The organism is Citrobacter sp. RHB25-C09 (assembly GCF_013836145.1).
Lineage (GTDB): Bacteria > Pseudomonadota > Gammaproteobacteria > Enterobacterales > Enterobacteriaceae > Citrobacter_A.
On sequence record NZ_CP057483.1, the window covers coordinates 3,159,356 to 3,185,843 of the forward strand.

Genomic DNA, 26,488 nt, shown 5'->3' on the forward strand with positions numbered 1-26,488 from the left:
AAAAGCCATTTGTTCGGGGTATTCATTGTCTGAATTCACCGTTACACTGCCATTGCTGGCGGAACGGGAACAATACTGCCCGGCATCGGTCAAATGACTATCTTAAAGAAAACAGGACAGAGGTTATGTTCAGGCAGTTCAAGAAAAACCTGGTTGCTACCCTCATCGCTACGCTGACGCTCGGTCAGGTAGCTCCCGCGTTCGCCGATACGGCGGACACTTTGCCGGACATGGGAACCTCGGCAGCAAGTACGCTTTCCATCGGCCAGGAAATGCAGATGGGAGATTACTATGTGCGCCAGCTGCGCGGCAGCGCGCCGTTGATTAACGATCCGCTCCTTGTTCAGTACATAAACACCTTAGGAATGCGCCTGGTATCCCATGCGGATTCCGTCAAAACCCCTTTTCATTTCTTTTTGATTAATAACGACGAAATCAACGCCTTTGCCTTTTTTGGCGGAAATGTCGTCCTGCATTCAGCGCTGTTTCGTTATTCAGATAACGAAAGCCAACTCGCCTCAGTTATGGCGCACGAAATTTCCCACGTCACCCAACGTCACCTTGCTCGCGCTATGGAAGATCAAAAGCGGAATGCGCCGTTGACCTGGGTGGGCGCATTAGGTTCGATCCTCCTCGCGATGGCCAGTCCTCAGGCGGGAATGGCAGCACTGACCGGTACGCTGGCGGGAACCCGTCAGGGGATGATCAGCTTCACTCAGCAAAACGAGCAGGAAGCGGATCGTATCGGCATTCAGGTTTTACAACGCTCTGGGTTTGATCCTCAGGCTATGCCGACGTTTCTGGAAAAACTGCTCGATCAGGCGCGTTACTCCTCCCGACCGCCTGAAATTCTGCTGACTCACCCGCTTCCGGAAAGCCGCCTTTCGGATACTCGCAACCGTGCTAACCAGATGCGTCCGGTGGTGGTGCAGTCATCGGAAGATTTTTATATGGCAAAAGCGCGAACGCTGGGAATGTACAATTCCGGACGTAATCAGTTGACCGGTGACCTGCTGGATGAGTGGGCAAAAGGCAACGTGCGTCAGCAGCGCGCTGCACAATATGGCCGGGCGCTCCAGGCCATGGAAGCCAGCAAATATGATGAGGCGCGAAAAACGCTGCAACCGCTGTTGGCTGCGGAACCTGACAACGCCTGGTATCTTGACCTGGCGACAGATATCGACCTCGGACAAAAGAAAACCAGCGACGCGATTGCCCGACTGAAAAAAGCCCGCGATCTGCGCGTAAACCCCGTCCTGCAACTTAACCTTGCCAATGCCCTGCTTCAGGCTAACCAGCCAGGAGAAGCCGCGACGATCCTCAATCGCTATACGTTTAATAATAAAGACGACGGCAACGGTTGGGATTTACTGGCACAAACGGAAGCTGCACTGAATAATCGCGATCAGGAGCTGGCCGCTCGTGCTGAAGGCTACGCGCTGGCCGGTCGCCTCGATCAGGCTATCTCAATGCTGAGCAGCGCCAGTGCGCAGGCTAAACTGGGGAGCCAACAGCAGGCGCGGTACGATGCGCGTATCGACCAGTTGCGTCAGTTGCAGGAACGCTTTAAGCCGTACACTAAAATGTAACCAGGATTCACCATGGCAAAAACTGTTAAAATTTATCATAATCCGCGCTGCTCAAAGAGCCGCGAAACGCTTAGCCTCCTGCAATCTAAGGGCGTTGAGCCTGAAGTGGTGCTTTATCTCGAAACACCCGCTGATGCAGCGACGATCCATCAATTACTGACGATGTTGGGCATGTCCAGCGCCCGCGATTTGATGCGCCAGAAAGAAGATCTCTATAAATCACTGAATCTTAATGATGAAAGGCTGACAGAAGATGCGTTGATCCAGGCAATGGTCGAGAATCCAAAACTGATGGAACGCCCGATTGTCGTCGCAAACGGTCAGGCGCGAATCGGTCGTCCGCCGGAACAGGTGCTGGAGATCATCGATTAATCGACATGCCGCAGTCGAAGATGACTGCGGCATTTCTTTCCCCCTCGTCGATTTTTCCCGAGCCTTCTCGCAATCTTTAATAATGAAACGTTACTCCGTTTTATTACGTGGTAGCTTTCATTGTATTAATTAAAGAAGGAAAAGGATGTCATGAATAACAGGACTACTGCCACCCCGCACGACGCGATATTTAAGCAATTCTTATCCCATCCCGAAACGGCGCGCGACTTTTTAGATATTCATTTACCCCGAGCGTTACATAAAATTTGTGATCTCAACACACTATGCCTTCAATCGGGGAGTTTTGTTGAGGAGAATATGCGCGCCTATTATTCCGATATTTTGTATTCGCTAAATACACAAACCGGTAAAGGTTATATTTACGCGTTAATTGAACATCAAAGCTCTCCCGATCGACATATGGCCTTTCGCCTGATGCGTTACGCTATCGCCGCGATGCAGCGTCACCTTGAGGCCGGGCATGACTCGCTCCCTCTGGTGATTCCCGTGCTTTTTTACCACGGCCTCGTCAGCCCGTATCCTTACTCCATGCGCTGGCTGGACGAATTTGCCCTGCCCTCATTAGCAGAAAAGTTTTACAACGGAGCCTTTCCACTCGTGGATATTACCGTGACGCCTGATGATGAAATAATGCAGCATCGGCGAGTTGCCATTCTGGAAATATTACAAAAGCATATTCGTCTGCGTGATTTAAATGAATTATCAAATCAGCTAAAAATATTAATAAACCGGAAAACCATCACCCATGAGCAGCTAAAAACGGTATTGCATTATATATTAAAAAGTGGAAAATTAGATAATCCAGAAATGTTTTTCCAAACGCTGGCAAATCACGCCCCAGAATACAAGGAAACAATTATGACACCGGAAGAGTATCTGAAAAATGCAGGACGTGAAGAAGGACTGAAAAAAGGGCAAAAACTTGCCGCATTGCACATTGCCAAAGAAATGCTGAAAAACGGGCTCGATCTCTCGCTTATTCTCACTGTGACGGGCGTCAGCGAAGAGGAATTACACCAACCAGAGTCATTGTGCTATAACGTTGATCCCTTACAGTCTTAGGGTTTCCTTCACAAACGGAATAGTCAGCTTGCGTTGGGCAGTAATAGAGGCGTGATCGAGTTGATCAAGCGTGTTAAACAGGGTGCGCATTTCACGATCCAGTCGTTTGAGCAGAAAACGCCCTACGTCTTCCGGCAGTTCAAAACCGCGCTGCCGGGCACGCAATTGTAGCGCCTGAAGCTTATCCTCATCAGACAGGGGTTGCAGCTTGTAAATCTGCCCCCAGTCTAAGCGCGAGGCCAGATCCGCAAGACCAAGGTTGAGCTGACGGGGCGGGCGATCGCCAGTGATCAGTAAACGCGTCTTTCCTGACTCGAGAATGCGGTTGTAGAGGTCGAAAATGGCCATTTCCCACAGCGCATCCCCCGCGACACATTCAATGTTGTCAATACACACCAGTGACAGTTGCTCCATTCCGTCGAGGACTTCCGGAACAAACCAGGTTCGCTTATCCAACGGCACGTAACCCACCGCATCGCCACGCTGTGACAGTTCAGCGCACGCTGCGTGCAGCAAATGACTGCGGCCTGCGCCTTCACGCGCCCAGAGGTAGATGTATCCACTATGTTCCTGACGCAGCACGTTTTGCAGCGCGGCCAGTAAAGAGGCGTTATCCCCCGGCCAGAAACTTGCAAAGGTTTCATCGTCAGGCAGATAGAGTGGCAGAGAGAGCTGTGCCGGTGTGTTCAGAGTGACCTCAGTTCAGATTTCACAAAATCGCGATGAGTTTACCACAAATTTCTGTTGCGATAGAACCGGGCAGGAACACTGCCCGGGTTTGATGCTATTGCTGTGGCGTATCAGCATCCTCAGCATCCAGAACCACTTCTTCCGGGCGCAATACGCTGATCAGTTTGAAAATCAGGCTCAGGCCGATCCCGACAATTGTTGCCAGCGCCATGCCTTTTAGCTCCGCCGCACCAATGTGAACCTTCGCGCCGCTGACGCCGATAATCAGAATCACCGACGTCAGGATCAGGTTTTGCGCCTTGTTGTAATCGACTTTAGATTCGATCAGCACGCGAATACCCGATGCGCCAATAACACCGTACAGCAGTAAAGAGACGCCGCCCATCACCGGCAGTGGGATGATCTGAATCGCCGCAGCCAGTTTCCCCACGCAGGAGAGCAGGATGGCGAAGATCGCTGCGCCACCGATAACCCAGGTGCTGTACACACGAGTGATCGCCATAACACCAATATTTTCACCGTAGGTAGTATTGGGGGTGGAACCGAAGAAACCAGAAATCACCGTCGACAGACCGTTGGCAAACATGGAACGGTGCAGGCCCGGATCGCGGACAAGATCTTTTTTGACGATGTTCGCCGTTACCACCAGGTGACCAACGTGTTCAGCGATCACCACCAGCGCCGCAGGTAGAATGGTCAATATAGCAAACCACTCAAAGCGAGGCGTGTAGAACGTGGGCAAGGCAAACCAGTGTGCCTGCGCAATCGGCGTGGTATCAACAACACCCATCGCAAACGACAGCGCATAGCCCGCCAGTACACCAATCAGGATGGGGATGATTGCCAGGAAACCACGGAACAGTACCGATCCGAACACCGTAACCGCCAGCGTGACCATGGAAATAATAATGGTTTTGGAATCCGGTGATTGCCCGTCTGCCGGCAGCAGTCCGGCCATTCCCGCTGCGACACCTGCCAGTTCAAGACCGATGACGGCAACGATTGCACCCATTGCCGCAGGTGGGAACATGACGTCCAGCCAGCCGGTTCCGGCTTTCTTCACAATGAATGACACCACGCAGAACAGCACGCCACACATAATAAAGCCGCCTAATGCCACTTCGTATCCCAACGGCAGCAGAAGCAGTACTGGTGAAATAAAGGCAAAACTTGATCCCAGGTAGGCAGGAATCTTTCCCTTACAAATAAACAGATACAGCAAGGTACCGATACCGTTAAAGAGCAGAACGGTAGCCGGGTTGATATGAAACAGAACGGGCACCAGCACGGTTGCGCCAAACATGGCGAACAGGTGTTGCAAACTAAGCGGGATTGTCTGTAAAAGCGGCGGTCTTTCACTCACCCCGATAGCACGGCGCGTCATAGCGATTTCCTCTAAGTGTTGTGTTATTAGCAGTTAGCTTATTTTATTTAAAAAAAAGCCGACTCTTAAAGTCGGCTAGTAATTAGCTCTTCACTTATTTAGTACCAAAAATCTTATCGCCGGCGTCGCCAAGCCCCGGAATAATATATCCGTGCTCATTCAACCCCTGGTCAATTGATGCAGTGTACAGCTCTACGTCCGGATGCGCTTTTTCCAGCGCCGCGATGCCTTCAGGCGCTGCAACCAGCACCAGCACCTTAATAGAGCTGCAACCCGCTTTTTTCAGCAGATCGATGGTGGCGATAACAGAGCCCCCCGTTGCCAGCATCGGGTCAACGATCAGCGCCATGCGCTCGTCGATATTGGAAACCAGCTTCTGGAAATACGGTACCGGCTCCAGCGTCTCTTCATTGCGGTACATGCCAACAACGCTGATACGTGCGCTCGGTACGTTTTCCAGAACGCCTTCCATCATCCCAAGCCCTGCGCGCAGGATAGGCACGACGGTAATTTTTTTGCCTTTGATTTGGTCAACTTCGACCGGGCCGTTCCAGCCTTCAATGGTCACTTTTTCAGTTTCCAGGCCCGCAGTCGCTTCGTAGGTCAGCAGACTGCCTACTTCCGAGGCGAGTTCACGAAAGCGTTTAGTGCTGATGTCGTTTTCACGCATCAGACCCAGCTTGTGTTTGACGAGTGGGTGTTTGACTTCCACGATCTTCATACTCTTCTCCTTTCCTCAGACGGGTGGCAACCACAAAAAAAATCGCCGGATTATACCGCTTTTCCTCGATGGCGCAACATAACGTCTGCATGACCTGGATCAAGCAAAGCGCGTTACGTTTGGATGATGAGTATAAAACAAGCCCCGCATCTGAGGCGGGGCTAATAAGCAAGCGGTTGAAATCAGAGAGATTCACCGTTAGTTTTTATCACCTGCTGATACCAGGCGAAGGACTTTTTCGGATAGCGAGCCAGCGTTCCGCTGCCGTCATTATTTTTATCAACATAGATAAAACCGTAGCGTTTTTTCATTTCGCCCGTGCCGGCGGACACCAGGTCAATACAACCCCATGGGGTGTACCCCATCAGGTCAACACCGTCTTCAACAACCGCTTTTTTCATTTCACGAATATGTGCCGCCAGGTACTCAATTCGGTAGCTGTCATCAACCGTTCCGTCTGGCTGTTGCACATCAATCGCCCCAAAGCCGTTTTCAACGATAAACAGCGGGAGTTGGTAGTGATCCCAGAACCAGTTCAGCGAATAGCGCAGCCCAACCGGGTCGATTTGCCAACCCCAGTCTGATTTTTGCACGTAGGGATTCGACACCAGACTTTTCGATTCGTCGTAATCAAGCTGTGGGTTATCGGCAGTCGCTTTGGTGGCAAACGACATGTAATAGCTAAAACCAATGTAATCGACACAACCTTGCATCAGAGCCGCCCGGTCTTCATCGGTGATATCAAGGTTAAAACCGCGACGGTTAAAATAGTTGAGAAGATGCTGCGGGTACTTCCCGCGCACATGCACATCGGTAAACCAGTAGCGACGGTGCATCGCATTCATCGCCATCATCATGTCATCAGGCGCGCAGGTCAGCGGATAAATCGGGCACATGGCAATCATGCAGCCGATCTGCAAGTTGGGGTTAATTTCACGCGCCGCTTTTACCGCCAGCGCGCTGGCCACCAGTTCATAGTGCGCCGCCTGAAACATCACCGGCTCGCGATCTTCGCCCGGTTGATATTTCAGTCCGGAATTGGTGAACGGCGCAAAATCTTCTTGGAAGTTCGCCTGGTTATTGATCTCATTGAAGGTCATCCAGTATTTCACTTTATGCTGATAGCGGGTGAATACCACTTTCGCGAAGCGCACAAAGAAGTCGATCAACTTACGGTTACGCCAGCCACCGTACTCCGTCACCAAATGATAAGGCATTTCGAAATGCGACAGCGTTATCACCGGTTCTATGCCGTACTTCAGGCATTCATCGAACAGATCGTCATAAAATTGCAGCCCCGCTTCGTTCGGCTGCGTTTCGTCGCCCAGCGGGAATATACGCGTCCAGGCGATAGACGTGCGAAAACATTTAAAGCCCATCTCTGCAAAAAGCTTAATGTCTTCTTTGTAGCGATGGTAAAAATCAATCGCTTCATGGTTGGGGTAGTTTTTACCTGGCAATACGCCATCGGTAATTTCTCGCGCGACGCCGTGAGCGCCAGCGGTCATGACATCAGCCACGCTGATCCCTTTTCCGCCTTCCTGCCACCCCCCTTCTAACTGATGAGCAGCGACCGCCCCACCCCACATGAAATTCGCTTTAAATCCAGACATAGTTCCCCTCTTCGATTCACCATGGCAATACAGAAACCGGTTTCAGTATGATACTGAGCAATCATGGTCAGGCTTTCAAGCAGGAAAATGTACCCGGTTTCATTTTCGTGGGGTAGCTCATAAAAACGGTCTATTTTGAAGAAAAGGAAGAAATAACCAGCAGAAAAAAACGGATACATCGCAGGCTCGCAAACGTTTGCTATCCCTGTTAGAATTGCGCCGAATTTACTTTCTACCGCAAACGCGTGGGGACCCAAGCAGTGACCGATAAAACCTCTCTTAGCTACAAAGATGCCGGTGTGGATATTGACGCAGGCAATGCTCTGGTGGATCGAATCAAAGGCGTAGTGAAGAAAACTCGCCGCCCGGAAGTCATGGGTGGTCTGGGTGGCTTCGGTGCGCTGTGCGCCTTGCCGCAAAAATATCGTGAACCGGTACTGGTTTCCGGCACTGACGGCGTAGGAACAAAGCTGCGCCTGGCAATGGATTTAAAACGCCACGACACTATCGGTATCGATCTCGTGGCGATGTGCGTTAACGACCTGGTGGTTCAGGGTGCAGAGCCGCTGTTCTTCCTTGACTACTACGCCACCGGTAAACTGGATGTGGATACCGCAGCCAGCGTGATTAACGGTATCGCGGAAGGTTGTCTGCAGTCTGGCTGTGCGCTGGTTGGCGGTGAAACCGCTGAAATGCCGGGGATGTACCACGGTGAAGATTACGACGTCGCCGGTTTTTGCGTCGGAGTGGTAGAAAAATCAGAAATTATCGACGGTTCTAAAGTAGCCGATGGCGATGTGCTGATTGCCCTGGGCTCCAGTGGTCCGCACTCCAACGGTTATTCGCTGGTGCGCAAGATTGTGGAAGTCAGCGGCTGTAACCCGGAAGCGACGGAGCTCGACGGTAAACCGTTAGCCGACCATCTGTTGGCGCCAACCCGTATTTACGTGAAATCGATCCTCGAATTGATTGAGAAGGTTGACGTTCACGCCATTGCCCACCTGACTGGCGGCGGTTTCTGGGAAAATATCCCACGCGTTCTACCGGACAACACCCAGGCGGTAATTGATGAATCCTCATGGCAGTGGCCTGCGGTCTTCAACTGGCTGCAAAACGCCGGTAACGTCAGCCAGCATGAAATGTATCGCACCTTTAACTGCGGCGTCGGCATGGTTATCGCCCTGCCTGTGGCAGAAGTGGACAAAGCCCTTGCCCTGCTGCAGGCAAAAGGTGAAAACGCCTGGAAAATCGGTATCATCAAAGCCTCTGATTCCGAACAGCGTGTGGTTATTGAATGATGAATATTGTGGTGCTTATTTCCGGTAACGGAAGTAATTTGCAGGCGATTATCGATGCCTGCAAACAGAATAAAATCAAAGGCACCCTGCGGGCAGTATTTAGCAACAAGGCCGACGCGTTCGGCCTTGAACGTGCTCAGGAAGCGGGTATTCCTGCACACGTTCTGACCGCCGATCGGTTTGACAGTCGTGAAGCATTTGACCGTGAACTCATTCATGAAATAGATGCGTATTCCCCAGACGTTGTGGTTCTGGCGGGTTTCATGCGTATCTTAAGCCCGGCATTTGTCATGCATTATCGTGGGCGTTTACTCAATATTCACCCCTCCCTGTTGCCTAAATATCCCGGTTTGCATACCCATCGCCAGGCGCTGGAAAATGGTGACGAGGAGCACGGTACGTCAGTGCACTTTGTCACTGACGAGCTGGACGGTGGCCCTGTGATATTACAGGCTAAGGTGCCGGTATTTGAGGGTGATGATGAAGACGAGATCACCGCCCGCGTTCAGGTTCAGGAGCACGCGATTTATCCGCTGGTGCTAAGTTGGTTTGTCGAAGGTCGGCTAAAGATGCGCGACAACGCGGCCTGGCTGGACGGCCAACGTCTGTCGCCGCAGGGTTATGCCGCAGACGAGTAGTACCTCCTTAAGTCCGGATAAAACGCGTCAGCGTTGCCATCCGGCAACAGAGCACGACTGGCCGGATGGCGGCGTAATAAGTCCCCTCCGGCCGACACTCAATGTTCTCCCTCTTTCCCTTTGCTATCAGACGGTTTATTGTCATACTTTTCTGGCACAGTTGGACATCTGAGAACACTGCTTATCATCATCAGGTCATGTCCCGTGGATAAAACGGAGTACAGGTATTAATGGGTCAGGAAAAACTATACATCGAGAAAGAACTTAGCTGGTTGGCGTTCAACGAACGCGTGCTCCAGGAAGCTGCGGATAAATCAAACCCGCTGATTGAACGGATGCGTTTCTTAGGCATCTATTCCAATAACCTTGATGAATTCTACAAAGTTCGCTTTGCGGAATTGAAGCGCCGAATAATTATTAGCGAAGAACAGGGTTCGAATTCCCATTCTCGCCATTTGTTAGGCAAAATTCAGTCCCGGGTGTTAAAAGCCGACCAGGAATTTGATGGCCTGTATAACGAACTGCTGCTGGAGATGGCGCGCAGTCAAATTTTTCTGATTAACGAACGCCAGCTCTCAGTGAACCAGCAAAGCTGGTTGCGCCACTATTTTAAACAGTATCTGCGTAAGCACATCACCCCCATTTTAATTAACCGCGAAACGGATCTCGTTCAGTTTTTGAAGGATGACTATACCTATCTGGCGGTGGAAATTATTCGTGGTGATGCCATTCGTTACGCGCTGCTGGAAATTCCCTCTGACAAGGTTCCCCGCTTTGTGAATCTGCCGCCGGAAGCGCCGCGCCGCCGCAAGCCGATGATCCTGTTAGACAATATTCTTCGCTACTGCCTGGACGATATCTTTAAAGGCTTCTTCGACTACGATGCGCTGAACGCTTACTCGATGAAAATGACCCGTGACGCCGAGTACGATCTGGTGCACGAAATGGAATCGAGCCTGATGGAGCTGATGTCCTCCAGTCTGAAACAGCGTTTAACCGCCGAGCCCGTGCGCTTTGTGTATCAGCGCGATATGCCTAACGCGCTGGTCGAAGTGCTGCGTGAGAAACTGACGATTTCACGCTACGACTCTATCGTTCCTGGCGGACGCTATCATAATTTTAAAGATTTCATTAACTTCCCTAACGTTGGCAAAGCCAACCTGGTGAACAAACCGCTGCCACGCCTGCGTCACCTCTGGTTTGATAAAGAGAAATTCCGCAACGGATTTGATGCCATTCGCGAGCGCGATGTCCTGCTTTACTACCCGTACCACACCTTTGAGCACGTACTGGAACTGTTGCGTCAGGCGTCGTTTGACCCCAGCGTGCTGGCGATCAAAATCAACATCTATCGCGTCGCGAAAGATTCACGCATCATCGACTCAATGATCCACGCCGCCCATAACGGGAAAAAAGTGACGGTGGTAGTTGAACTGCAGGCACGCTTTGACGAAGAGGCGAATATCCACTGGGCCAAGCGCCTGACGGAAGCAGGCGTCCATGTGATCTTCTCTGCGCCGGGTTTGAAAATCCACGCCAAGCTGTTCCTGATTTCGCGTAAAGAAGGCGATGAAGTGGTGCGCTACGCACATATCGGTACCGGTAACTTCAACGAAAAAACGGCGCGGTTGTATACCGACTACTCGTTACTGACCGCCGATGCGCGTATTACCAATGAAGTCCGCCGCGTGTTTAATTTTATTGAAAACCCGTATCGTCCGGTCACGTTTGACTATCTGCTGGTTTCACCGCAAAACTCGCGTCGCCTGCTGTATGAAATGATTGACCGAGAAATTGCCAACGCCCAGCAAGGGTTACCTTCCGGCATCACCCTGAAACTCAATAATCTGGTGGATAAAGGGCTGGTCGATCGTCTGTACGCGGCCTCAGGGTCCGGTGTCTCGGTCAACCTGTTGATCCGCGGGATGTGCTCTCTGATCCCGAATCTGGAAGGCATTAGCGACAATATTCGCGTTATCAGTATTGTCGATCGTTACCTTGAACACGATCGCGTGTATATCTTTGAGAACGGTGGCGATAAGCAGGTTTATCTTTCCTCAGCGGACTGGATGACGCGCAATATTGATTACCGCATCGAAGTGGCAACGCCGCTACTCGATCCTCGCCTTAAGCAGCGCGTGCTGGATATTATTGATATCCTGTTCAGCGACACGGTAAAAGCCCGTTATATCGACAAAGAACTGAGTAATCGCTACGTACCGCGTGGAAATCGCCGCAAAGTGCAGGCACAACTGGCGATTTACGACTATATCAAATCACTCGAACAACCTGACTAACGCTATGCCAATACATGATAAGACCCCTCGACCGCAGGAGTTTGCGGCGGTCGATCTCGGCTCAAACAGTTTTCACATGGTCATTGCCCGAGTGGTTGATGGCGCAATGCAGATCATTGGCCGCCTGAAACAGCGAGTCCATCTGGCCGATGGACTTGGCGCAGACAATATGCTGAGCGAAGAGGCAATGGAGCGGGGCTTAAACTGCCTGTCGCTGTTCGCCGAGCGCCTGCAGGGTTTCGCCCCTTCCAGCGTCTGTATTGTGGGCACGCACTCGCTTCGTGAAGCGCTGAACGCGACCGATTTTTTGAAACGCGCAGAAAAAGTGATCCCCTACCCTATTGAGATCATTTCTGGCAACGAAGAAGCACGCCTGATTTTCATGGGGGTTGAACACACCCAGCCGGAAAAGGGGCGCAAGCTGGTGATCGATATCGGCGGTGGCTCAACGGAACTGGTCATTGGGGAAAATTTTGAACCCAAACTGGTTGAAAGCCGTCGTATGGGCTGCGTCAGCTTTGCGCAGATCTATTTCCAGGGTGGCACAATCAGCAAAGAGAATTTCCAGCGCGCCCGTATGGCGGCAGCACAGAAGCTTGAAACGTTAGCCTGGCAATTCAGAATTCAGGGCTGGAATGTCGCACTGGGGGCATCTGGCACCATCAAAGCCGCGCACGAAGTGCTGCTGGCGTTGGGTGAAAAAGACGGGTTTGTCACCCCGGAACGTCTCGACAGACTGGTCGCAGAAGTTCTTCAACATCGTAGCTTTGAAGCGCTGAGTCTGCCGGGGTTGTCTGAAGAGCGAAAAGCGGTCTTTGTTCCGGGGCTGGCCATTCTGTGCGGTGTTTTTGATGCCCTGGGCATCCATGAACTCCGTCTTTCTGATGGCGCTCTGCGCGAAGGCGTATTGTACGAAATGGAAGGCCGTTTCCGCCATCAGGATGTACGCAGCCGGACCGCCAGCAGCCTGGCAAACCAGTACAATATCGACAGTGAGCAGGCCAGACGCGTGCTGGATACCACCATGCACATGTACGAGCAGTGGCACGCCCAGCAGCCTAAGCTGGCACATCCTCAGCTCGAAGCGCTGTTAAAATGGGCGGCAATGCTGCACGAAGTGGGCCTGAACATTAACCATAGCGGTCTACACCGTCATTCCGCCTATATACTGCAAAACAGCGATTTACCCGGTTTTAACCAGGAACAGCAAACCATGATGGCTACGCTGGTTCGCTATCATCGTAAAGCAATCAAGCTTGACGATCTGCCGCGCTTTACGCTGTTCCGTAAGAAACAGTATCTGCCGCTCATTCAACTCCTGCGCCTGGGTGTCTTGCTCAATAATCAGCGCCAGGCGACCACGACGCCGCCGACGCTAACGCTTAACACTGACGACAGTCACTGGACGCTGCGTTTCCCCCATGACTGGTTCAGCCAAAACGCGCTGGTTCTGCTGGATCTGGAAAGAGAGCAGCAGTACTGGGAAGCGGTCACCGGCTGGAGCCTGACGATCGAAGAAGAGCCTGCACCCGATATTGCGGCGTAAAAGAGATTCAGGTGCCCGCCACTGGCACCTGCTCTTTCAGCGTCTCGCTTAAGGGTTGCGGTGCGCCAATCAGATATCCCTGCATATAGTCAATTCCCAGCGTCGTTACCGCCTGACGAATCTCTTCATTTTCTACAAATTCGGCGACGACCTGCATTTTTTTCATCCGCGCCAAATGGCAGATCGAAGCAACAATCTGGTAGTCGAGGCTGTTTGAAACCATGTTACGGATGAAACTGCCGTCAATCTTCAGAATGTTAGCATTCACATTTTTGAGCCTTGCGTAGCTGGCATAACCCGTGCCGAAATCATCAATCGCAATTTGGCAGCCCAACTGCTGCAAATGCTGTAGCGTGATTTGCGCTTGTTCGGCATTCATTAATGCGTAGCTTTCCGTCACTTCAAAAATGAGTTGCCAGGCTTCAATCTGGTATTTGCTCAGCAACTGGCTCACTTCCAGCGGGAATTTCGCCCGACAAATGGAGGGTGATGACAGATTAATGGCATAGCGACGCGCCGGCATCCGCGCCCGGTTCTCGGTCATAAAACGCAGCGTGTTTTCAATGACCCAAAGATCGATATTGGATGTCAGGCCAAATTCATGCGCAACGGGTAAAAAGACATCAGGCGTGATCATTCCCCCCTGTTCGTCCTGTAATCGCAGCAAGATTTCATGATAGACATCACCGCGAATCCCCTGGATAGGCTGGACCATCAGACAAAAATGGTTGTATTCCAGCGCCTGTTGCAGCCGATTCATCATCGCGACTTTGTCACGCAAATTACGCTGCAAATTCAGTGCGCCGCGACGCTCTAAATTCTCTGGCGTATTGGTCATCACCGAGAGTTCGGCCGTTGTGCTCAACTCACCCAGCAATAAATAGATATGATTCACTGGCGAACGCACATAGCAATAGCTCACGCCCACCTGCGGCTGGAAGGTCATGCCATCCCAGACAAAGCGAAACTGCTTAATATGTGCATCAAGGGCTTCAATGCGTTGCTGATGCGATTCGGTGTTCAGACGTAGTACCAGGTCGTTACCCGCCATCTGATACACGCTTTCACCCGCATCCAGCTTTTCGCTGATCCAGTGCGATAGCTTCTGTTTGTACTGGATCCGCAGCATGATGCCATAGTTTTTTACCAGGGTTTCCAGTTCAGGGACGCGTAAATAGCACAGCGCGGACCACGGCGCATTTTTCAGGGAGCGGTTTAATGCACGCAGATTCGGCAGATGCACGACAGGATCCAGGAATGCCAACCGTCGGGCGCGGCTATTCACGCTCCGCTGACGCGTTGCCAGCACAGCCATGTAATTGATGATGAAAGAAAAAACGAGAAAGCTCGACGACGTAATAGCCAGTTGCACATCGTATCCGGAGTACTGCAGCATATAACTCTGATAATGATGAATCGCAATAATTAAAACCAGCGCCCACGTCAGTGAAATAAATCGATAGCCATAGCGCATCGCTCCCCATAACATAACGGGGAGAAGGAGTGACATTGTGTAATTTGTACTGAATAATGAGCTATTTACATCTAATGGCATGCAGAGCAATATTAACAGTGCCGACAGCACCATTCCCCATATCACTACTTCTGTTTTGGTCACCTTTTTATCAAACTGCCGTTTGAGTTGGTCATAATAGCCACGCAGATGTAACGGATTGCGTATTGCACGAATAATAAAATAGAAGAGTGGAATACCAATTAAATTACCCACTAATAACGCCTGATAGTTTATTAATGCATTGATATTAAAAGGCGTGACACCCATCATGCTCACTCTGTTTTTGTATATTCCAACAAAGCCTGCGAATTGAAAAAGAACCAGAAATAATGTCGCAGAAAAAAATACCTGCCAAAAAATACGCGGAAAGACCAGATGTGGAACCCCGTGAGAGACATTATTCCGACGCGGCGTAAAGACACGATAGCCCCCCCAACTCAGCACGATGGCGACAAGGTAATGGGTAATGATGGTTAAAGTTTCGCTCAGGCCCACTAGCGGCAGTTTGCGCAGCAAAATCGACAGTACAATTCCCGGTAATGCCGCCCAGCCGAAAAAGAGCATCAGGCTCATCATCAAGGCCAGCGGTAAGTAGAAGAGCACCACCTCACCAGAACCAACATGCGCATAGGTATTTGCATAAGTCACTAATGGCTGCAGCAAGGACGGCAAAATAAGCGGGAGCCCCCACCACTTATCTCTGTTTTGTATATATTTTTTATTAAGTTTCATAGATGCTCGGCTGCCCCAAAATCCTGAAGGGGGTTAATCAGACAGGCATCCCACCTGACCTTACCTGGATGACGAAAGATCCATCATACATAACGCGTCGATTCTATTAGGCATTGGCTATCGGCGTTTGACATAAATCAAATAATTTTATTCGTATTAATCAATAATTACTTTTATTTCGCTGAGTTATCATTTTGACATTATTAATGCAAATATTACGGCCAATTTCCATAACACCAATCTATGAAACTACTGACGCAATTTTACATCATCAAGAATTGACCATCGCAACACAGTATGCCTTAATGTACTTATCGCCCGTGTGGGCATCCCTTAAGGAACCTTTTGTGAGTCAGGCAACCAGTATGCGAAAACGACATCGATTTAACAGTCGCATGACCCGTATCGTATTGCTTATCAGCTTTATCCTCTTCTTTGGACGCTTCGTCTACTCTTCTATTGGTGCCTGGCATCATCATCAGGACAAAAAAGACGCTCAACAATCCAGCCTCTCCGTCGAGACGCCTGCGCAGCGCTAATGTTTCCCTTCCTGAACAGATGCATCTCTGTTGACCGTTTGTCGCCAGAGAAATAAAAAACCCCTGCATGACAGGGGTTTGAATCAGCTTACGGCGGGGACAGACTTATTCCCACTCAATCGTAGCCGGTGGCTTGCCGCTGATGTCATACACCACGCGGGAAATGCCATTCACTTCGTTGATAATGCGGTTAGAGACGCGGCCTAAGAAATCATATGGCAGGTGAGCCCAGTGCGCGGTCATAAAGTCGATGGTTTCGACTGCGCGCAGGGAAACAACCCAGTCGTATTTACGGCCATCGCCCATGACACCAACGGAGCGAACCGGCAGGAACACGGTAAACGCCTGGCTTACTTTGTTGTACAGGTCGGCTTTGTGCAGTTCTTCGATGAAGATAGCATCCGCACGACGCAGCAGGTCGCAGTACTCTTTCTTCACTTCGCCCAGTACGCGCACGCCAAGACCCGGGCCCGGGAACGGGTGACGGTAAAGCATGTCGTACGGCAGACCAAGCTCCAGACCAATTTTACGTACTTCGTCTTTGAACAGCTCACGCAGCGGTTCAACCAGGCCCATCTTCATCTCTTTCGGCAGGCCGCCCACGTTGTGGTGAGATTTGATGACGTGTGCTTTACCGGTTGCTGAAGCCGCAGATTCGATCACGTCAGGGTAGATAGTCCCCTGCGCCAGCCACTTCACGTCTTCCAGCTTCAGCGCTTCTTCATCGAACACTTCCACGAACACGCGGCCGATGATTTTACGTTTCGCTTCCGGATCGTTCTCGCCTTTCAGCGCGTCCAGGAAGCGCTGCTCACCTTCCACGTGAACGATGTTCAAACCGAAGTGGTCGCCGAACATGTCCATGACCTGCTGGGCTTCATTCAGACGCAGCAGACCGTTGTCGACGAAGACGCAGGTCAGGTTTTTACCGATAGCGCGGTGCAGCAGCATCGCGGTGACGGAAGAGTCCACGCCGCCGGAAAGACCGAGGATGACCTTATCATCGCCAACCTGCTGACGAATACGTTCAACGGCGTCGTCGATGATTTTTGCCGGGGTCCACAGAGCTTCGCACTGGCAGATGTCGCGCACAAAGCGCTCCAGCATACGCATCCCCTGACGGGTGTGGGTCACTTCCGGGTGGAACTGCACGCCGTAGAAGCGTTTTTCTTCATTCGCCATAATGGCAAACGGGCAGCTTTCGGTGCTGGCAACGGTGACGAAGTCAGACGGGATAGCCGTCACTTTATCGCCATGGCTCATCCAGACGTCCAGCAGCGGTTTACCGTCTGCAGTCAGGGAATCTTCGATTCCGCGCACCAGCGCGCTATCGGTAACCACTTCAACCTGTGCGTAACCGAATTCACGCTCGTTAGAACCTTCAACATGACCACCCAGCTGCATTGCCATGGTCTGCATGCCGTAGCACACACCAAATACTGGCACACCGGCTTCAAACACATACTGTGGGGCGCGCGGGCTATTATCTTCAGTCGTACTTTCTGGGCCACCGGAAAGGATGATGCCGCTTGGGTTGAATTCGCGAATTTGTGCTTCCGTGACATCCCATGCCCATAGTTCGCAGTAAACGCCAAGTTCACGCACGCGACGCGCAACCAGCTGAGTATACTGGGAACCAAAATCAAGGATAAGAATGCGATGTTTATGAATATTGTCTGTCATTGACGCTAATTCCGAGGCAAGTGAAACAGATTAAATAAATCGCCCGACGCGAAGGTCGGGCGAAGAAAATCAGGAGCCCAGACGGTAGTTCGGGGACTCTTTGGTGATGGTCACGTCGTGGACGTGGCTTTCCTGAATACCCGCACCGCTGATGCGCACAAATTCCGCTTTAGTACGCAGCGCGTCGATAGTACCACAGCCGGTCAGCCCCATACAGGAGCGCAGGCCGCCCATCTGCTGGTGAATGATCTCTTTCAGGCGGCCTTTATAGGCAACACGGCCTTCGATACCTTCCGGTACCAGTTTGTCGGCTGCGTTATCGCTCTGGAAATAACGGTCAGAAGAGCCTTTGGACATCGCACCCAATGAACCCATGCCGCGATAAGATTTGTATGAACGGCCCTGGTACAGTTCGATTTCACCCGGAGATTCTTCGGTACCAGCCAGCATAGAGCCCACCATGACCGCGCTTGCGCCTGCGGCAATCGCTTTTGCAATGTCGCCGGAGAAGCGGATACCGCCGTCAGCAATAACCGGAATACCCATGCCTTCGAGCGCTTCGACTGCGTCAGAAACGGCAGTGATCTGCGGAACACCCACGCCGGTCACGATGCGCGTTGTACAGATGGAGCCAGGACCGATACCCACTTTCACCGCGCTCACACCCGCTTCAGCCAGTGCTCGTGCGCCTGCGCCGGTAGCGACGTTACCGCCGATGATTTGCAGATCCGGGTATTTAGCACGGGTTTCACGAATACGTTGCAGAACGCCTTCGGAGTGACCGTGTGAAGAGTCGATCAGCAGCACGTCAACGCCAGCAGCAACCAGCGCGTCTACACGTTCTTCGTTGCCCGCGCCTGCGCCAACGGCGGCACCGACGCGCAGACGACCATGTTCGTCTTTACATGAGTTCGGTTTACGTTCTGCTTTCTGGAAATCTTTTACGGTGATCATGCCGAGCAGATGGAAACTGTCGTCCACCACCAGCGCTTTCTCAACGCGCTTCTCATGCATTTTGGCCAGCACGACATCACGCGCTTCGCCTTCACGCACGGTAACCAGACGCTCTTTCGGGGTCATATAGACGCTAACCGGCTGGTTCAGATCGGTGACAAAACGGACGTCACGACCGGTGATGATACCTACCAACTCATTACCTTCGGTGACAACCGGGTAGCCGGCAAAACCGTTACGCTCGGTCAGCTCTTTCACTTCGCGCAGGGTGGTGGTCGGCAGAACGGTTTGCGGGTCGGTGACCACGCCAGATTCATGTTTTTTCACGCGGCGAACTTCTTCAGCCTGACGTTCAATAGACATGTTTTTATGGATAAAACCGATGCCGCCTTCCTGGGCCAGAGCAATTGCAAGGCGCGCTTCAGTCACGGTATCCATTGCTGCGGAGAGCATAGGAATGTTCAAACGAATGGTTTTCGTCAACTGCGTGCTGAGGTCGGCAGTATTCGGCAGAACGGTGGAGTGAGCGGGTACGAGGAGGACGTCGTCAAACGTCAAAGCTTCTTTAGCAATACGTAGCATGGGCAATATCTCTGACCTGGGGGTGGATAAATATTGCCGTGGCATTATACAGAGCGTAACCGATTGCATCCACACTTTTTTGCAAATAATGCTTGCGATCCCCGGCAAGCGGGTTACTATCGATTGAATAACCTGCTGATTTAGAATTTGATCCCGCTCACATGTTATCCTCTCAAACCTCCGCTATTTTTACCGTAAGCCGCCTGAATCAGACGGTGCGTCTGCTGTTAGAACAAGAAATGGGGCAGGTCTGGATCAGCGGTGAGATTTCAAACTTCACCCAGCCGTCGTCGGGTCACTGGTATTTCACCCTTAAAGATGACACGGCGCAGGTGCGCTGCGCGATGTTCCGCAACAGCAATCGCCGGGTCACGTTTCGCCCTCAGCACGGTCAGCAGGTGCTGGTACGCGCCAATATCACGCTGTATGAACCGCGCGGCGACTATCAGATTATTGTTGAGAGCATGCAGCCGGCAGGTGAAGGTCTGCTGCAACAAAAATACGAGCAGCTAAAAGCCAAACTCCAGGCCGAAGGGCTGTTTGATCAGCAGCACAAACAGCCACTGCCCTCCCCCGCTCATTGCGTGGGCGTTATCACTTCAAGAACGGGTGCGGCGCTTCACGATATCCTTCACGTACTGAAACGTCGCGATCCTTCCCTGCCTGTGATTATTTACCCTACTGCGGTACAGGGAGATGACGCACCGGGGCAAATCGTTCGCGCCATTGAAATGGCGAACAAGCGCAACGAGTGCGAGGTGTTGATTGTCGGTCGCGGCGGCGGTTCGCTGGAAGACTTATGGAGTTTTAACGACGAACGTGTCGCGCGCGCCATTTTTGCCAGCCGCATTCCAGTAGTGAGCGCCGTCGGTCACGAAACGGACGTGACCATTGCTGATTTTATTGCCGACCTGCGCGCACCGACCCCTTCGGCCGCCGCAGAGATGGTCAGCCGAAACCAGCAGGAACTGTTACGTCAGATCCAATCCGCCCAGCAGCGTCTGGGGATGGCAATGGACTATTTCCTTGCTAACCGCAGCCGTCGATTTACGCAGCTCTTTCATCGTCTGCAACAGCAGCATCCACAGCTGCGCCTCGCGCGGCAACAAACGGCGCTGGAACGATTACAACAGCGGATGAGCATCGCAGTCGACACGCAGCTTAAGCGCACCAGCCAACGGCAGCTTCGTCTGGTGCAACGTCTGAATCAACAAAACCCTCAGCCGCGCATTCACCGGGCTCAGAGTCGGATTCAACAACTGGAGTATCGTCTGGCCGAGAATATACGCGTACGTTTGAGTATGACGCGTGAACGCTTCGGTAATGCGGTCACACATCTGGAAGCCGTCAGCCCGCTCTCCACGCTGGCGCGAGGCTACAGTGTTACCAGTAGCGCCGATGGCAAAGTGCTGAAAGAAACCAAACAGGTGAAGCCTGGCGATACGCTAACTACCCGGGTCAGCGACGGCTGGGTGGAAAGCGAAGTGAAAGGCGTCACGCTCATGAAGAAATCGCGCGCCGCGAAAAAATCCTGATACACCGGTCAAGCTGTTAATCAGGCGTCATCAACAGCATCGCCCAGGAGAGCGTAGAAAACACCGCCAGTGCCCCAACCGCGCCAAGGGTGCCAAAGAGTTGACCGAAAGCCACCGAGCCCACTATCTGCCCGGCGGCCAGCATCAGGAAAGCCAGACTCACGCCAGCTGCCGGTGAAGGTTCCGTTATTTCCGCCCCCCTCACCAACAGCACACCGGATAATATGACGTAACCTGCTCCGCTCATTGCAACCACCGCAAACAGCCACCAGTGAAAGCCGTGGCTAAACGCCAACAGAGCCAGCGAGAGCGCCATGAGAATTTGCGATCCGCGATAAACACCCCGCATCCCTATTCGCCTCGCCGCACTCCCGGTAAATACGGCAACTATCCCGGCGCCACCGCTAACCAACCAAAGCATGTTGGTCGTCACGCTCTCAAGCCCGGTATGTCGTTGTAATATCTCTGGACCAAAACTCCACCACGCGGCGCTGGCGGTACCACTGACAAAGGCAATCAATAGCAGTCTGAACATCCCCTTTTTCGTGAGCATACTGCGCCAGTGCAGCCGCTGTTCCTGCCGATCTGAACCTGAGCCTGGCAGGAAACGCCAGGCTGCTATTAAGCAGACCAGTGCCAGCAGGGCAAAGACGATACAGGCCGCACGCCACTGGCCAGGCAGTACCAGTAACACCAGCACTGAGAGAATGATTCCGCCGCTCGTGCCTGCATTGATGACGGTATTCACCTGCGTCTGCCGCTTCGAAGGTATGTCCTGGCTTACGGCCCCCGCAAGAGATGGCGAGGCAAGACCGGAGCTAAAGCCGGCAATAAACAGACCTGTTGCAAGCCACAGGGGTGAAGGTGCCATTGCAAGGATAAGTAGCCCCACCGCGGCAGCGATCGCCGCCAGCATAGCCGGGACTCGCGGACCGAACTGGTTCGTCAGGAAGGAGGCGAGAAATACCGACAAACAGTAGGCTATGTAGCTGCAGGCAGCGATAAGCCCGGCACCCTGGGGAGAGAACGGGATTGTCTGGCGGATATCAGGCAGCATGATGCCCCACGAGAATCTTGCCATCCCGTAGGTCACGGCTATCAAAGAAAAACCGGTTACGCCCAACACAAGGTGTTTTGTCATCGTGTTCCTCTCTTTCTGTGACGTAAAAAAGTAAACCCAGAAAGGCGGATGCGCCACTTTTCAGCCAGGCGATTTGTCCGACTTAACCGCAGATCCCTCGCGATGGCTTACACTTAGACTGTATGTTTTTTATTCGGCCTTGCCAGAATTAAGGAGAGCGATATGCCCTATGCCTACAGTGTGATCCCGCCTTATATCCTGCGTCGCATCATTGAATTAGGGTCTGAGCCGCAGCAGAAGTGCGCAAGGCAAACACTCACCCATGTGCAAAACCTGATGGCGCATATGCCAGGTAAACCCGCTGCGCCGCACGTGAACAAAGCCGGGCAGTTGGAACGCGATATCTATGACGCGAGGCAGACCCAGGAGTTGCCGGGTACGCAGGTGCGTTATGAAGGACATCCTTCAAATGGGGATGTGGCGGTCGATGAAGCCTATGACTATCTCGGGATAACCCATGATTTTTTCTGGAAGCACTGGCAGCGTGACTCCTTGGATAATAAGGGCTTAATTCTCACCGGTACGGTTCATTACGGACGCGAGTACCAGAACGCTTTCTGGAACGGGCAACAAATGGTGTTTGGTGACGGCGATGGCGAGATTTTTAACCGTTTCACGATTGCTATTGACATTGTAGCCCACGAACTGGCGCATGGGGTCACGGAATCCGAAGCCGGGCTGATCTACTTTGAGCAGGCAGGCGCGCTCAATGAGTCGCTCTCTGATGTGTTCGGTGCGCTGGTGAAGCAATATCATCTGGGGCAAACCGCCGATCGAGCCGACTGGCTGATTGGCGAGGGGCTACTGGCTGACGGTATCAACGGCAAGGGGTTACGCTCCATGTCAGCACCTGGCACCGCTTATGACGATCCGCTGCTCGGCAAAGATCCACAACCTGCCCATATGCGAGATTTCATTAAGACACGGGAAGATAACGGCGGCGTTCACCTCAACTCCGGTATTCCTAACCGGGCATTTTACCTTGCGGCGACGGCATTAGGCGGATACGCATGGGAAAAAGCGGGCTATGCCTGGTACGATACCGTTTGTGACCGGCAGTTGACGCAGGACGCCGACTTTATCGATTTTGCCCGCTTAACCATTCATCATGGTAAAAAGCGCAGCGGTAAAGAAACGGCGCAGGCCATTGAGGACGCCTGGAAAGAGACAGGAGTGATGTAATGGACATCCCTGAATTAACTGATGACGCCGTGGTAGAACTTGCGCGTGAAGGCGGCGTTGCGTTTATACCAAAGCTCAGCAAACAGCGTAAAATTGCGTTGTCTACCCTGTCTGAAGCACAACGCCAGCGAATCGCTGATATTCTGCGGCAAAGTCTGTCTGTCGGCGCACCACCGGGACAGGGTGATTCACCGGGCCGGGGCGATCAGCGCTACTTTCGTATTCAGATTGTCTGGACCCGGCATAATCAGGCGGGATATACCGATATTATCGTACTGGTACCAGAAAACGATGCGCCAGCGTCGCTTGTCGAACTCTGGCAAAATGGAGAGGACTGCGTGTGCAACTAAGCCCGCGTCAGAACAAACTCAACGCGTTTTTTTGAGATCAGACCGTGCCCGTTCTGGCAGAAGTAATCCACCGCACCGCAGGCTTTTAAAACCTGTAACGGCTGGTGGCAGTCCGGGCAACGCGGTACAAGGGGATAATCCGTATTGCACGTCGCGCAGTGCGCAGTTTCGCCGTTGCGTTCCAGCGGCTGTTGACAGTCTGGACAGGTGAGTTCCATAGCAGTCTCCGAATCTGGATGTGCGCCCTCTCAGAAGAGAGGGCTTGAATGATTACTTACTTTTCTTGATGTGTTTAATCAGACGTTTACGCTTACGCATCTGGGTTGGCGTCAAGGTGTTACGCTTATTCGCATACGGGTTTTCACCCTCTTTGAACTGAATGCGAATCGGCGTTCCCATGACTTCCAGCGATTTGCGGAAGTAGTTCATCAGGTAGCGCTTGTAGGAATCCGGCAGGTCTTTGACCTGGTTACCGTGAATCACCACAATCGGCGGGTTATAGCCACCGGCATGCGCATACTTCAGCTTCACACGACGACCACGCACCAGCGGTGGCTGGTGATCTTCAACCGCCATTGTCATGATGCGCGTCAGCATTGCAGTACTCACGCGACGGGTGGAACTGTCGTAGGCTTCACGTACAGATTCAAACAGATTACCCACGCCGCTGCCATGCAGTGCAGAGATGAAGTGGACGCGTGCAAAATCGATGAAGCCCAGACGGAAGTCCAGCGTCTCTTTAACCTGCTCTTTCACTTCCTGGGTTAGCCCATCCCATTTGTTCACAACAATAACAAGTGAGCGCCCACTATTGAGGATAAAGCCCAGCAATGACAGGTCCTGGTCTGAGATGCCTTCACGTGCATCAATGACCAACATAACCACGTTAGCATCTTCAATGGCTTGCAACGTTTTGATGACAGAGAATTTTTCTACCGCATCGGTAATTTTGCCGCGCTTACGCACCCCAGCCGTATCGATAAGCACATATTCACGCTCATCACGCTCCATCGGGATATAAATGCTGTCACGGGTGGTGCCTGGCATGTCGTAGACCACAACGCGGTCTTCACCCAGAATACGGTTAGTCAGCGTTGACTTACCCACGTTCGGGCGACCGACAATCGCCAGTTTTATTGGCAGATCCTGCGGGTTGAAATCATCCTCAGGCTCTTCTTCACCGTTTTCATCGGCTTCGAACTGTGCCCAATATTCCGCATCTTCATCCACCTCTTCCTGCGGCGAGACGTCATCCATCCACGGCAGCAGCACATGCTCCAGCAGACTCAATACGCCTCGGCCATGAGAAGCGGCGATGGGATGAATTTCACCCAGACCCAGCGAGTAAAAATCAACGATCGCCTGGTCCGGATCGAGTCCGTCGGTTTTGTTGGCTACAAGGAATGTTGGTTTTTCGCGAGAACGCAGGTGCTGGGCAATGGCTTCGTCCGCAGGCATCAGCCCCGCGCGCGCATCTACCATAAACAGCACCACGTCAGCCTCTTCAATCGCCAGTAGCGACTGTTCGGCCATACGCGTTTCGACACCGTCCTCGGTACCATCAATACCGCCTGTATCAATACAGATAAACTCGCGGCCTTCAATCTCCGCACGACCGTATTTACGGTCACGAGTCAGACCCGGGAAATCCGCAACCAGCGCATCTCGGGTGCGGGTTAGACGGTTAAATAACGTGGATTTTCCGACGTTAGGGCGCCCGACAAGCGCGACCACAGGTACCATGTTTAAAGCCTCATTTTATAAATCATCAGACAACAGACGCGAATTTTTGCGCCGTTGTTAAAAACAGGAAAACGGCCCCTGCACCAGGAGCCGTTTTTTAAAGCGTACGACCGGGACGATTAACGCGTAATGGAATACACGGTACCGTCTTTTGCCTGGATCAGCAGTTTGCCATCGGCAGACACCGGTTCGGTCAGGAAGCCCGAACTGTCAACCTCTTGCTGCGCAACGAAACGGCCATCTTCGACGTTAATCCAGTGCAGATAACCTTCGCTATCTCCAACAACCAGATTGCCATTATACAGCACCGGAGAGGTCAACAGACGGTGCAGCAGATCGCTTTGCGTCCACAGCGTAACGCCGCCATCAGTGGTCAGCGCCATCACGCGGTCATTCTGATCCACCAGATAGATACGGTTGCCTTCGACGATGAAATCATTCACCGAACCCAGTTCGCGTTTCCACATCACCTGGCCACTGCGCAGATCCAGCGCCGTCAGGTTGCCATTATACGCCAGCGCATAAACGACACCATTGACGATAACCGGCGTCGTATCGACATCGCTCAGACGGTCAATCTCAGTAGAACCGGTCGCCTGTGAAATACGCTGCTGCCAGATCATCTGGCCTTGCTGCATCAGCACCGCACTGACACGGCCGTTATCGCCGCCGACAATTGCCGCACCGAAGGCCGTTGCCGGAGCAGATTCACCGCGCAGGGACAGGGACGGCATATCGAGGTTAACGGTCCATTTAATGGCGCCATCAGCTTCATTCAATGCCTGCAGCTGACCATTGCTGGTGTGAATCAGCACCAGGCCATCGCTCACCACCGGACGCGACAGCGCTTCGCCTGCCACTTTGGTTTGCCATGCAACGGTACCGTCAGCGGTATTGAGCGCATAAACCTGCGCTTTTTCGCTGCCCAGATACACATGGCCGCCCGCCACTGTCACACCGCCTGACAACAGAGCAGGAGTACGAGAAAACCAGCCATCTTTCTCAGCCAGGTTCACCGCCCACACCTCTTTTCCATCGGCAGCATTTAATGCTTTAACCACGCCCGAACGGTCAGCGGCATACACCACGTTATCCGCCAGCGCTGGATGCAGGTTAGAGTAGAAATCACCGATACCATTGCCTACAGACGTGCTCCAGACGGTAGACGGGGTAAACTGATTTTCAACCACCGGTAATGGGGACATTTTAACAACGTCTTCTTCGCCACTAAACAGTGAACAGCCGCTCAACAGGCTAACAGAAAGCAGCCCTGGCAGAAGTAATTTACGCAATTGCATCG

Annotated in this window: 22 protein-coding genes; 11 read left to right on the plus strand and 11 right to left on the minus strand. The window is 52.3% G+C overall.

Annotated elements, in window-relative coordinates:
* Positions 1 to 125: 125 nt before the first annotated feature.
* The 3 genes from bepA (at position 126) to HVY19_RS14895 (ending at position 3,044) form a co-directional block, all read left to right on the plus strand.
* Positions 126 to 1,589, plus strand: coding sequence for a beta-barrel assembly-enhancing protease (gene bepA, locus HVY19_RS14885; protein WP_181681316.1), 1,464 nt, complete (start codon positions 126 to 128; stop codon positions 1,587 to 1,589).
* A 12-nt stretch (positions 1,590 to 1,601) separates the two neighbouring features.
* Positions 1,602 to 1,961, plus strand: a complete 360-nt coding sequence (gene arsC, locus HVY19_RS14890; RefSeq protein ID WP_181681317.1) for an arsenate reductase (glutaredoxin) — start codon at positions 1,602 to 1,604, stop codon at positions 1,959 to 1,961.
* Between the two features lie 150 nt (positions 1,962 to 2,111).
* The gene (locus HVY19_RS14895) at positions 2,112 to 3,044 is read left to right on the plus strand and encodes an Rpn family recombination-promoting nuclease/putative transposase (protein ID WP_181681318.1); all 933 of its coding nucleotides are present in this window, start codon (positions 2,112 to 2,114) and stop codon (positions 3,042 to 3,044) included.
* On the opposite strand, the gene HVY19_RS14900 is transcribed toward HVY19_RS14895, so the two are convergent.
* The 4 genes from HVY19_RS14900 to HVY19_RS14915 all read right to left on the minus strand — a co-directional run bounded on the left by HVY19_RS14900 (position 3,033) and on the right by HVY19_RS14915 (position 7,452).
* Entirely contained in the window at positions 3,033 to 3,734 is a 702-nt protein-coding gene (locus HVY19_RS14900) for a DnaA inactivator Hda (protein WP_181684295.1), read from the minus strand. The two genes, HVY19_RS14895 and HVY19_RS14900, sit on opposite strands and share 12 nt — an antisense overlap.
* A gap of 94 nt (positions 3,735 to 3,828) precedes the next feature.
* Positions 3,829 to 5,118: a uracil permease gene (gene uraA / locus HVY19_RS14905; RefSeq protein WP_181681319.1), complete on the minus strand. Its 1,290-nt coding sequence runs from the start codon at positions 5,116 to 5,118 to the stop codon at positions 3,829 to 3,831.
* Positions 5,119 to 5,212: 94 nt separating this feature from the next.
* A complete protein-coding gene (gene upp, locus HVY19_RS14910) occupies positions 5,213 to 5,839 on the minus strand; it encodes a uracil phosphoribosyltransferase (RefSeq protein WP_003037929.1) in 627 nt (208 codons plus the stop codon).
* Between the two features lie 182 nt (positions 5,840 to 6,021).
* Complete coding sequence (locus tag HVY19_RS14915) at positions 6,022 to 7,452, minus strand: 6-phospho-beta-glucosidase (protein WP_181681320.1); 1,431 nt, start codon at positions 7,450 to 7,452, stop codon at positions 6,022 to 6,024.
* Positions 7,453 to 7,712: 260 nt separating this feature from the next.
* On the opposite strand from HVY19_RS14915, the gene purM reads away from it, so the two are divergent.
* The 4 genes from purM (at position 7,713) to ppx (ending at position 13,231) form a co-directional block, all read left to right on the plus strand.
* Complete coding sequence (gene purM, locus HVY19_RS14920) at positions 7,713 to 8,750, plus strand: phosphoribosylformylglycinamidine cyclo-ligase (RefSeq protein WP_181681321.1); 1,038 nt, start codon at positions 7,713 to 7,715, stop codon at positions 8,748 to 8,750.
* Positions 8,750 to 9,388, plus strand: a complete 639-nt coding sequence (gene purN, locus HVY19_RS14925) for a phosphoribosylglycinamide formyltransferase (RefSeq protein ID WP_181684296.1) — start codon at positions 8,750 to 8,752, stop codon at positions 9,386 to 9,388. Before purM ends, purN begins: the two co-directional genes overlap by 1 nt.
* 230 nt (positions 9,389 to 9,618) lie before the next feature.
* Positions 9,619 to 11,685 (plus strand): polyphosphate kinase 1, encoded by a 2,067-nt coding sequence (gene ppk1 / locus HVY19_RS14930; protein WP_181681322.1) that lies wholly within the window; start codon positions 9,619 to 9,621, stop codon positions 11,683 to 11,685.
* 4 nt (positions 11,686 to 11,689) lie between these two features.
* Positions 11,690 to 13,231, plus strand: a complete 1,542-nt coding sequence (gene ppx / locus HVY19_RS14935; protein ID WP_181681323.1) for an exopolyphosphatase — start codon at positions 11,690 to 11,692, stop codon at positions 13,229 to 13,231.
* Between the two features lie 7 nt (positions 13,232 to 13,238).
* Here ppx and HVY19_RS14940 read toward each other — a convergent pair whose 3' ends face one another.
* Positions 13,239 to 15,479, minus strand: coding sequence for a sensor domain-containing phosphodiesterase (locus HVY19_RS14940; protein WP_181681324.1), 2,241 nt, complete (start codon positions 15,477 to 15,479; stop codon positions 13,239 to 13,241).
* Positions 15,480 to 15,826: 347 nt separating this feature from the next.
* Between HVY19_RS14940 and HVY19_RS14945 the strand changes: the two genes are divergently transcribed.
* Positions 15,827 to 16,018: a YfgG family protein gene (locus tag HVY19_RS14945; RefSeq protein WP_181681325.1), complete on the plus strand. Its 192-nt coding sequence runs from the start codon at positions 15,827 to 15,829 to the stop codon at positions 16,016 to 16,018.
* Between the two features lie 105 nt (positions 16,019 to 16,123).
* Here the strand turns inward: HVY19_RS14945 and guaA are convergent, their stop codons facing one another.
* Together guaA and guaB are read right to left on the minus strand one after the other, a co-directional pair.
* Positions 16,124 to 17,701 (minus strand): glutamine-hydrolyzing GMP synthase, encoded by a 1,578-nt coding sequence (guaA, locus tag HVY19_RS14950; RefSeq protein WP_181681326.1) that lies wholly within the window; start codon positions 17,699 to 17,701, stop codon positions 16,124 to 16,126.
* 69 nt (positions 17,702 to 17,770) lie between these two features.
* Positions 17,771 to 19,237, minus strand: coding sequence for an IMP dehydrogenase (gene guaB, locus HVY19_RS14955; RefSeq protein ID WP_181681327.1), 1,467 nt, complete (start codon positions 19,235 to 19,237; stop codon positions 17,771 to 17,773).
* A 161-nt stretch (positions 19,238 to 19,398) separates the two neighbouring features.
* Between guaB and xseA the strand changes: the two genes are divergently transcribed.
* The gene (xseA, locus tag HVY19_RS14960; protein WP_181681328.1) at positions 19,399 to 20,772 is read left to right on the plus strand and encodes an exodeoxyribonuclease VII large subunit; all 1,374 of its coding nucleotides are present in this window, start codon (positions 19,399 to 19,401) and stop codon (positions 20,770 to 20,772) included.
* A 16-nt stretch (positions 20,773 to 20,788) separates the two neighbouring features.
* On the opposite strand, the gene HVY19_RS14965 is transcribed toward xseA, so the two are convergent.
* A complete protein-coding gene (locus HVY19_RS14965) occupies positions 20,789 to 21,913 on the minus strand; it encodes an MFS transporter (RefSeq protein WP_181681329.1) in 1,125 nt (374 codons plus the stop codon).
* Between the two features lie 162 nt (positions 21,914 to 22,075).
* Between HVY19_RS14965 and HVY19_RS14970 the strand changes: the two genes are divergently transcribed.
* Together HVY19_RS14970 and HVY19_RS14975 are read left to right on the plus strand one after the other, a co-directional pair.
* The gene (locus HVY19_RS14970) at positions 22,076 to 23,095 is read left to right on the plus strand and encodes a M4 family metallopeptidase (protein WP_181681330.1); all 1,020 of its coding nucleotides are present in this window, start codon (positions 22,076 to 22,078) and stop codon (positions 23,093 to 23,095) included.
* A complete protein-coding gene (locus HVY19_RS14975) occupies positions 23,095 to 23,445 on the plus strand; it encodes a protealysin inhibitor emfourin (protein ID WP_181681331.1) in 351 nt (116 codons plus the stop codon). Before HVY19_RS14970 ends, HVY19_RS14975 begins: the two co-directional genes overlap by 1 nt.
* Here HVY19_RS14975 and HVY19_RS14980 read toward each other — a convergent pair.
* From HVY19_RS14980 to bamB, 3 genes are all read right to left on the minus strand, one after another.
* On the minus strand, positions 23,442 to 23,663 hold the full coding sequence (locus HVY19_RS14980) for a zinc ribbon domain-containing protein (protein WP_181681332.1): 222 nt from the start codon (positions 23,661 to 23,663) through the stop codon (positions 23,442 to 23,444). The two genes, HVY19_RS14975 and HVY19_RS14980, sit on opposite strands and share 4 nt — an antisense overlap.
* A gap of 52 nt (positions 23,664 to 23,715) precedes the next feature.
* Positions 23,716 to 25,188 carry a ribosome biogenesis GTPase Der gene (gene der, locus HVY19_RS14985; protein ID WP_181681333.1) on the minus strand — a complete coding sequence of 491 codons (1,473 nt, stop codon included), beginning with the start codon at positions 25,186 to 25,188 and terminating at the stop codon, positions 23,716 to 23,718.
* A gap of 119 nt (positions 25,189 to 25,307) precedes the next feature.
* A complete protein-coding gene (bamB, locus tag HVY19_RS14990) occupies positions 25,308 to 26,486 on the minus strand; it encodes an outer membrane protein assembly factor BamB (protein WP_181681334.1) in 1,179 nt (392 codons plus the stop codon).
* Between the last annotated feature and the right edge of the window lie 2 nt (positions 26,487 to 26,488).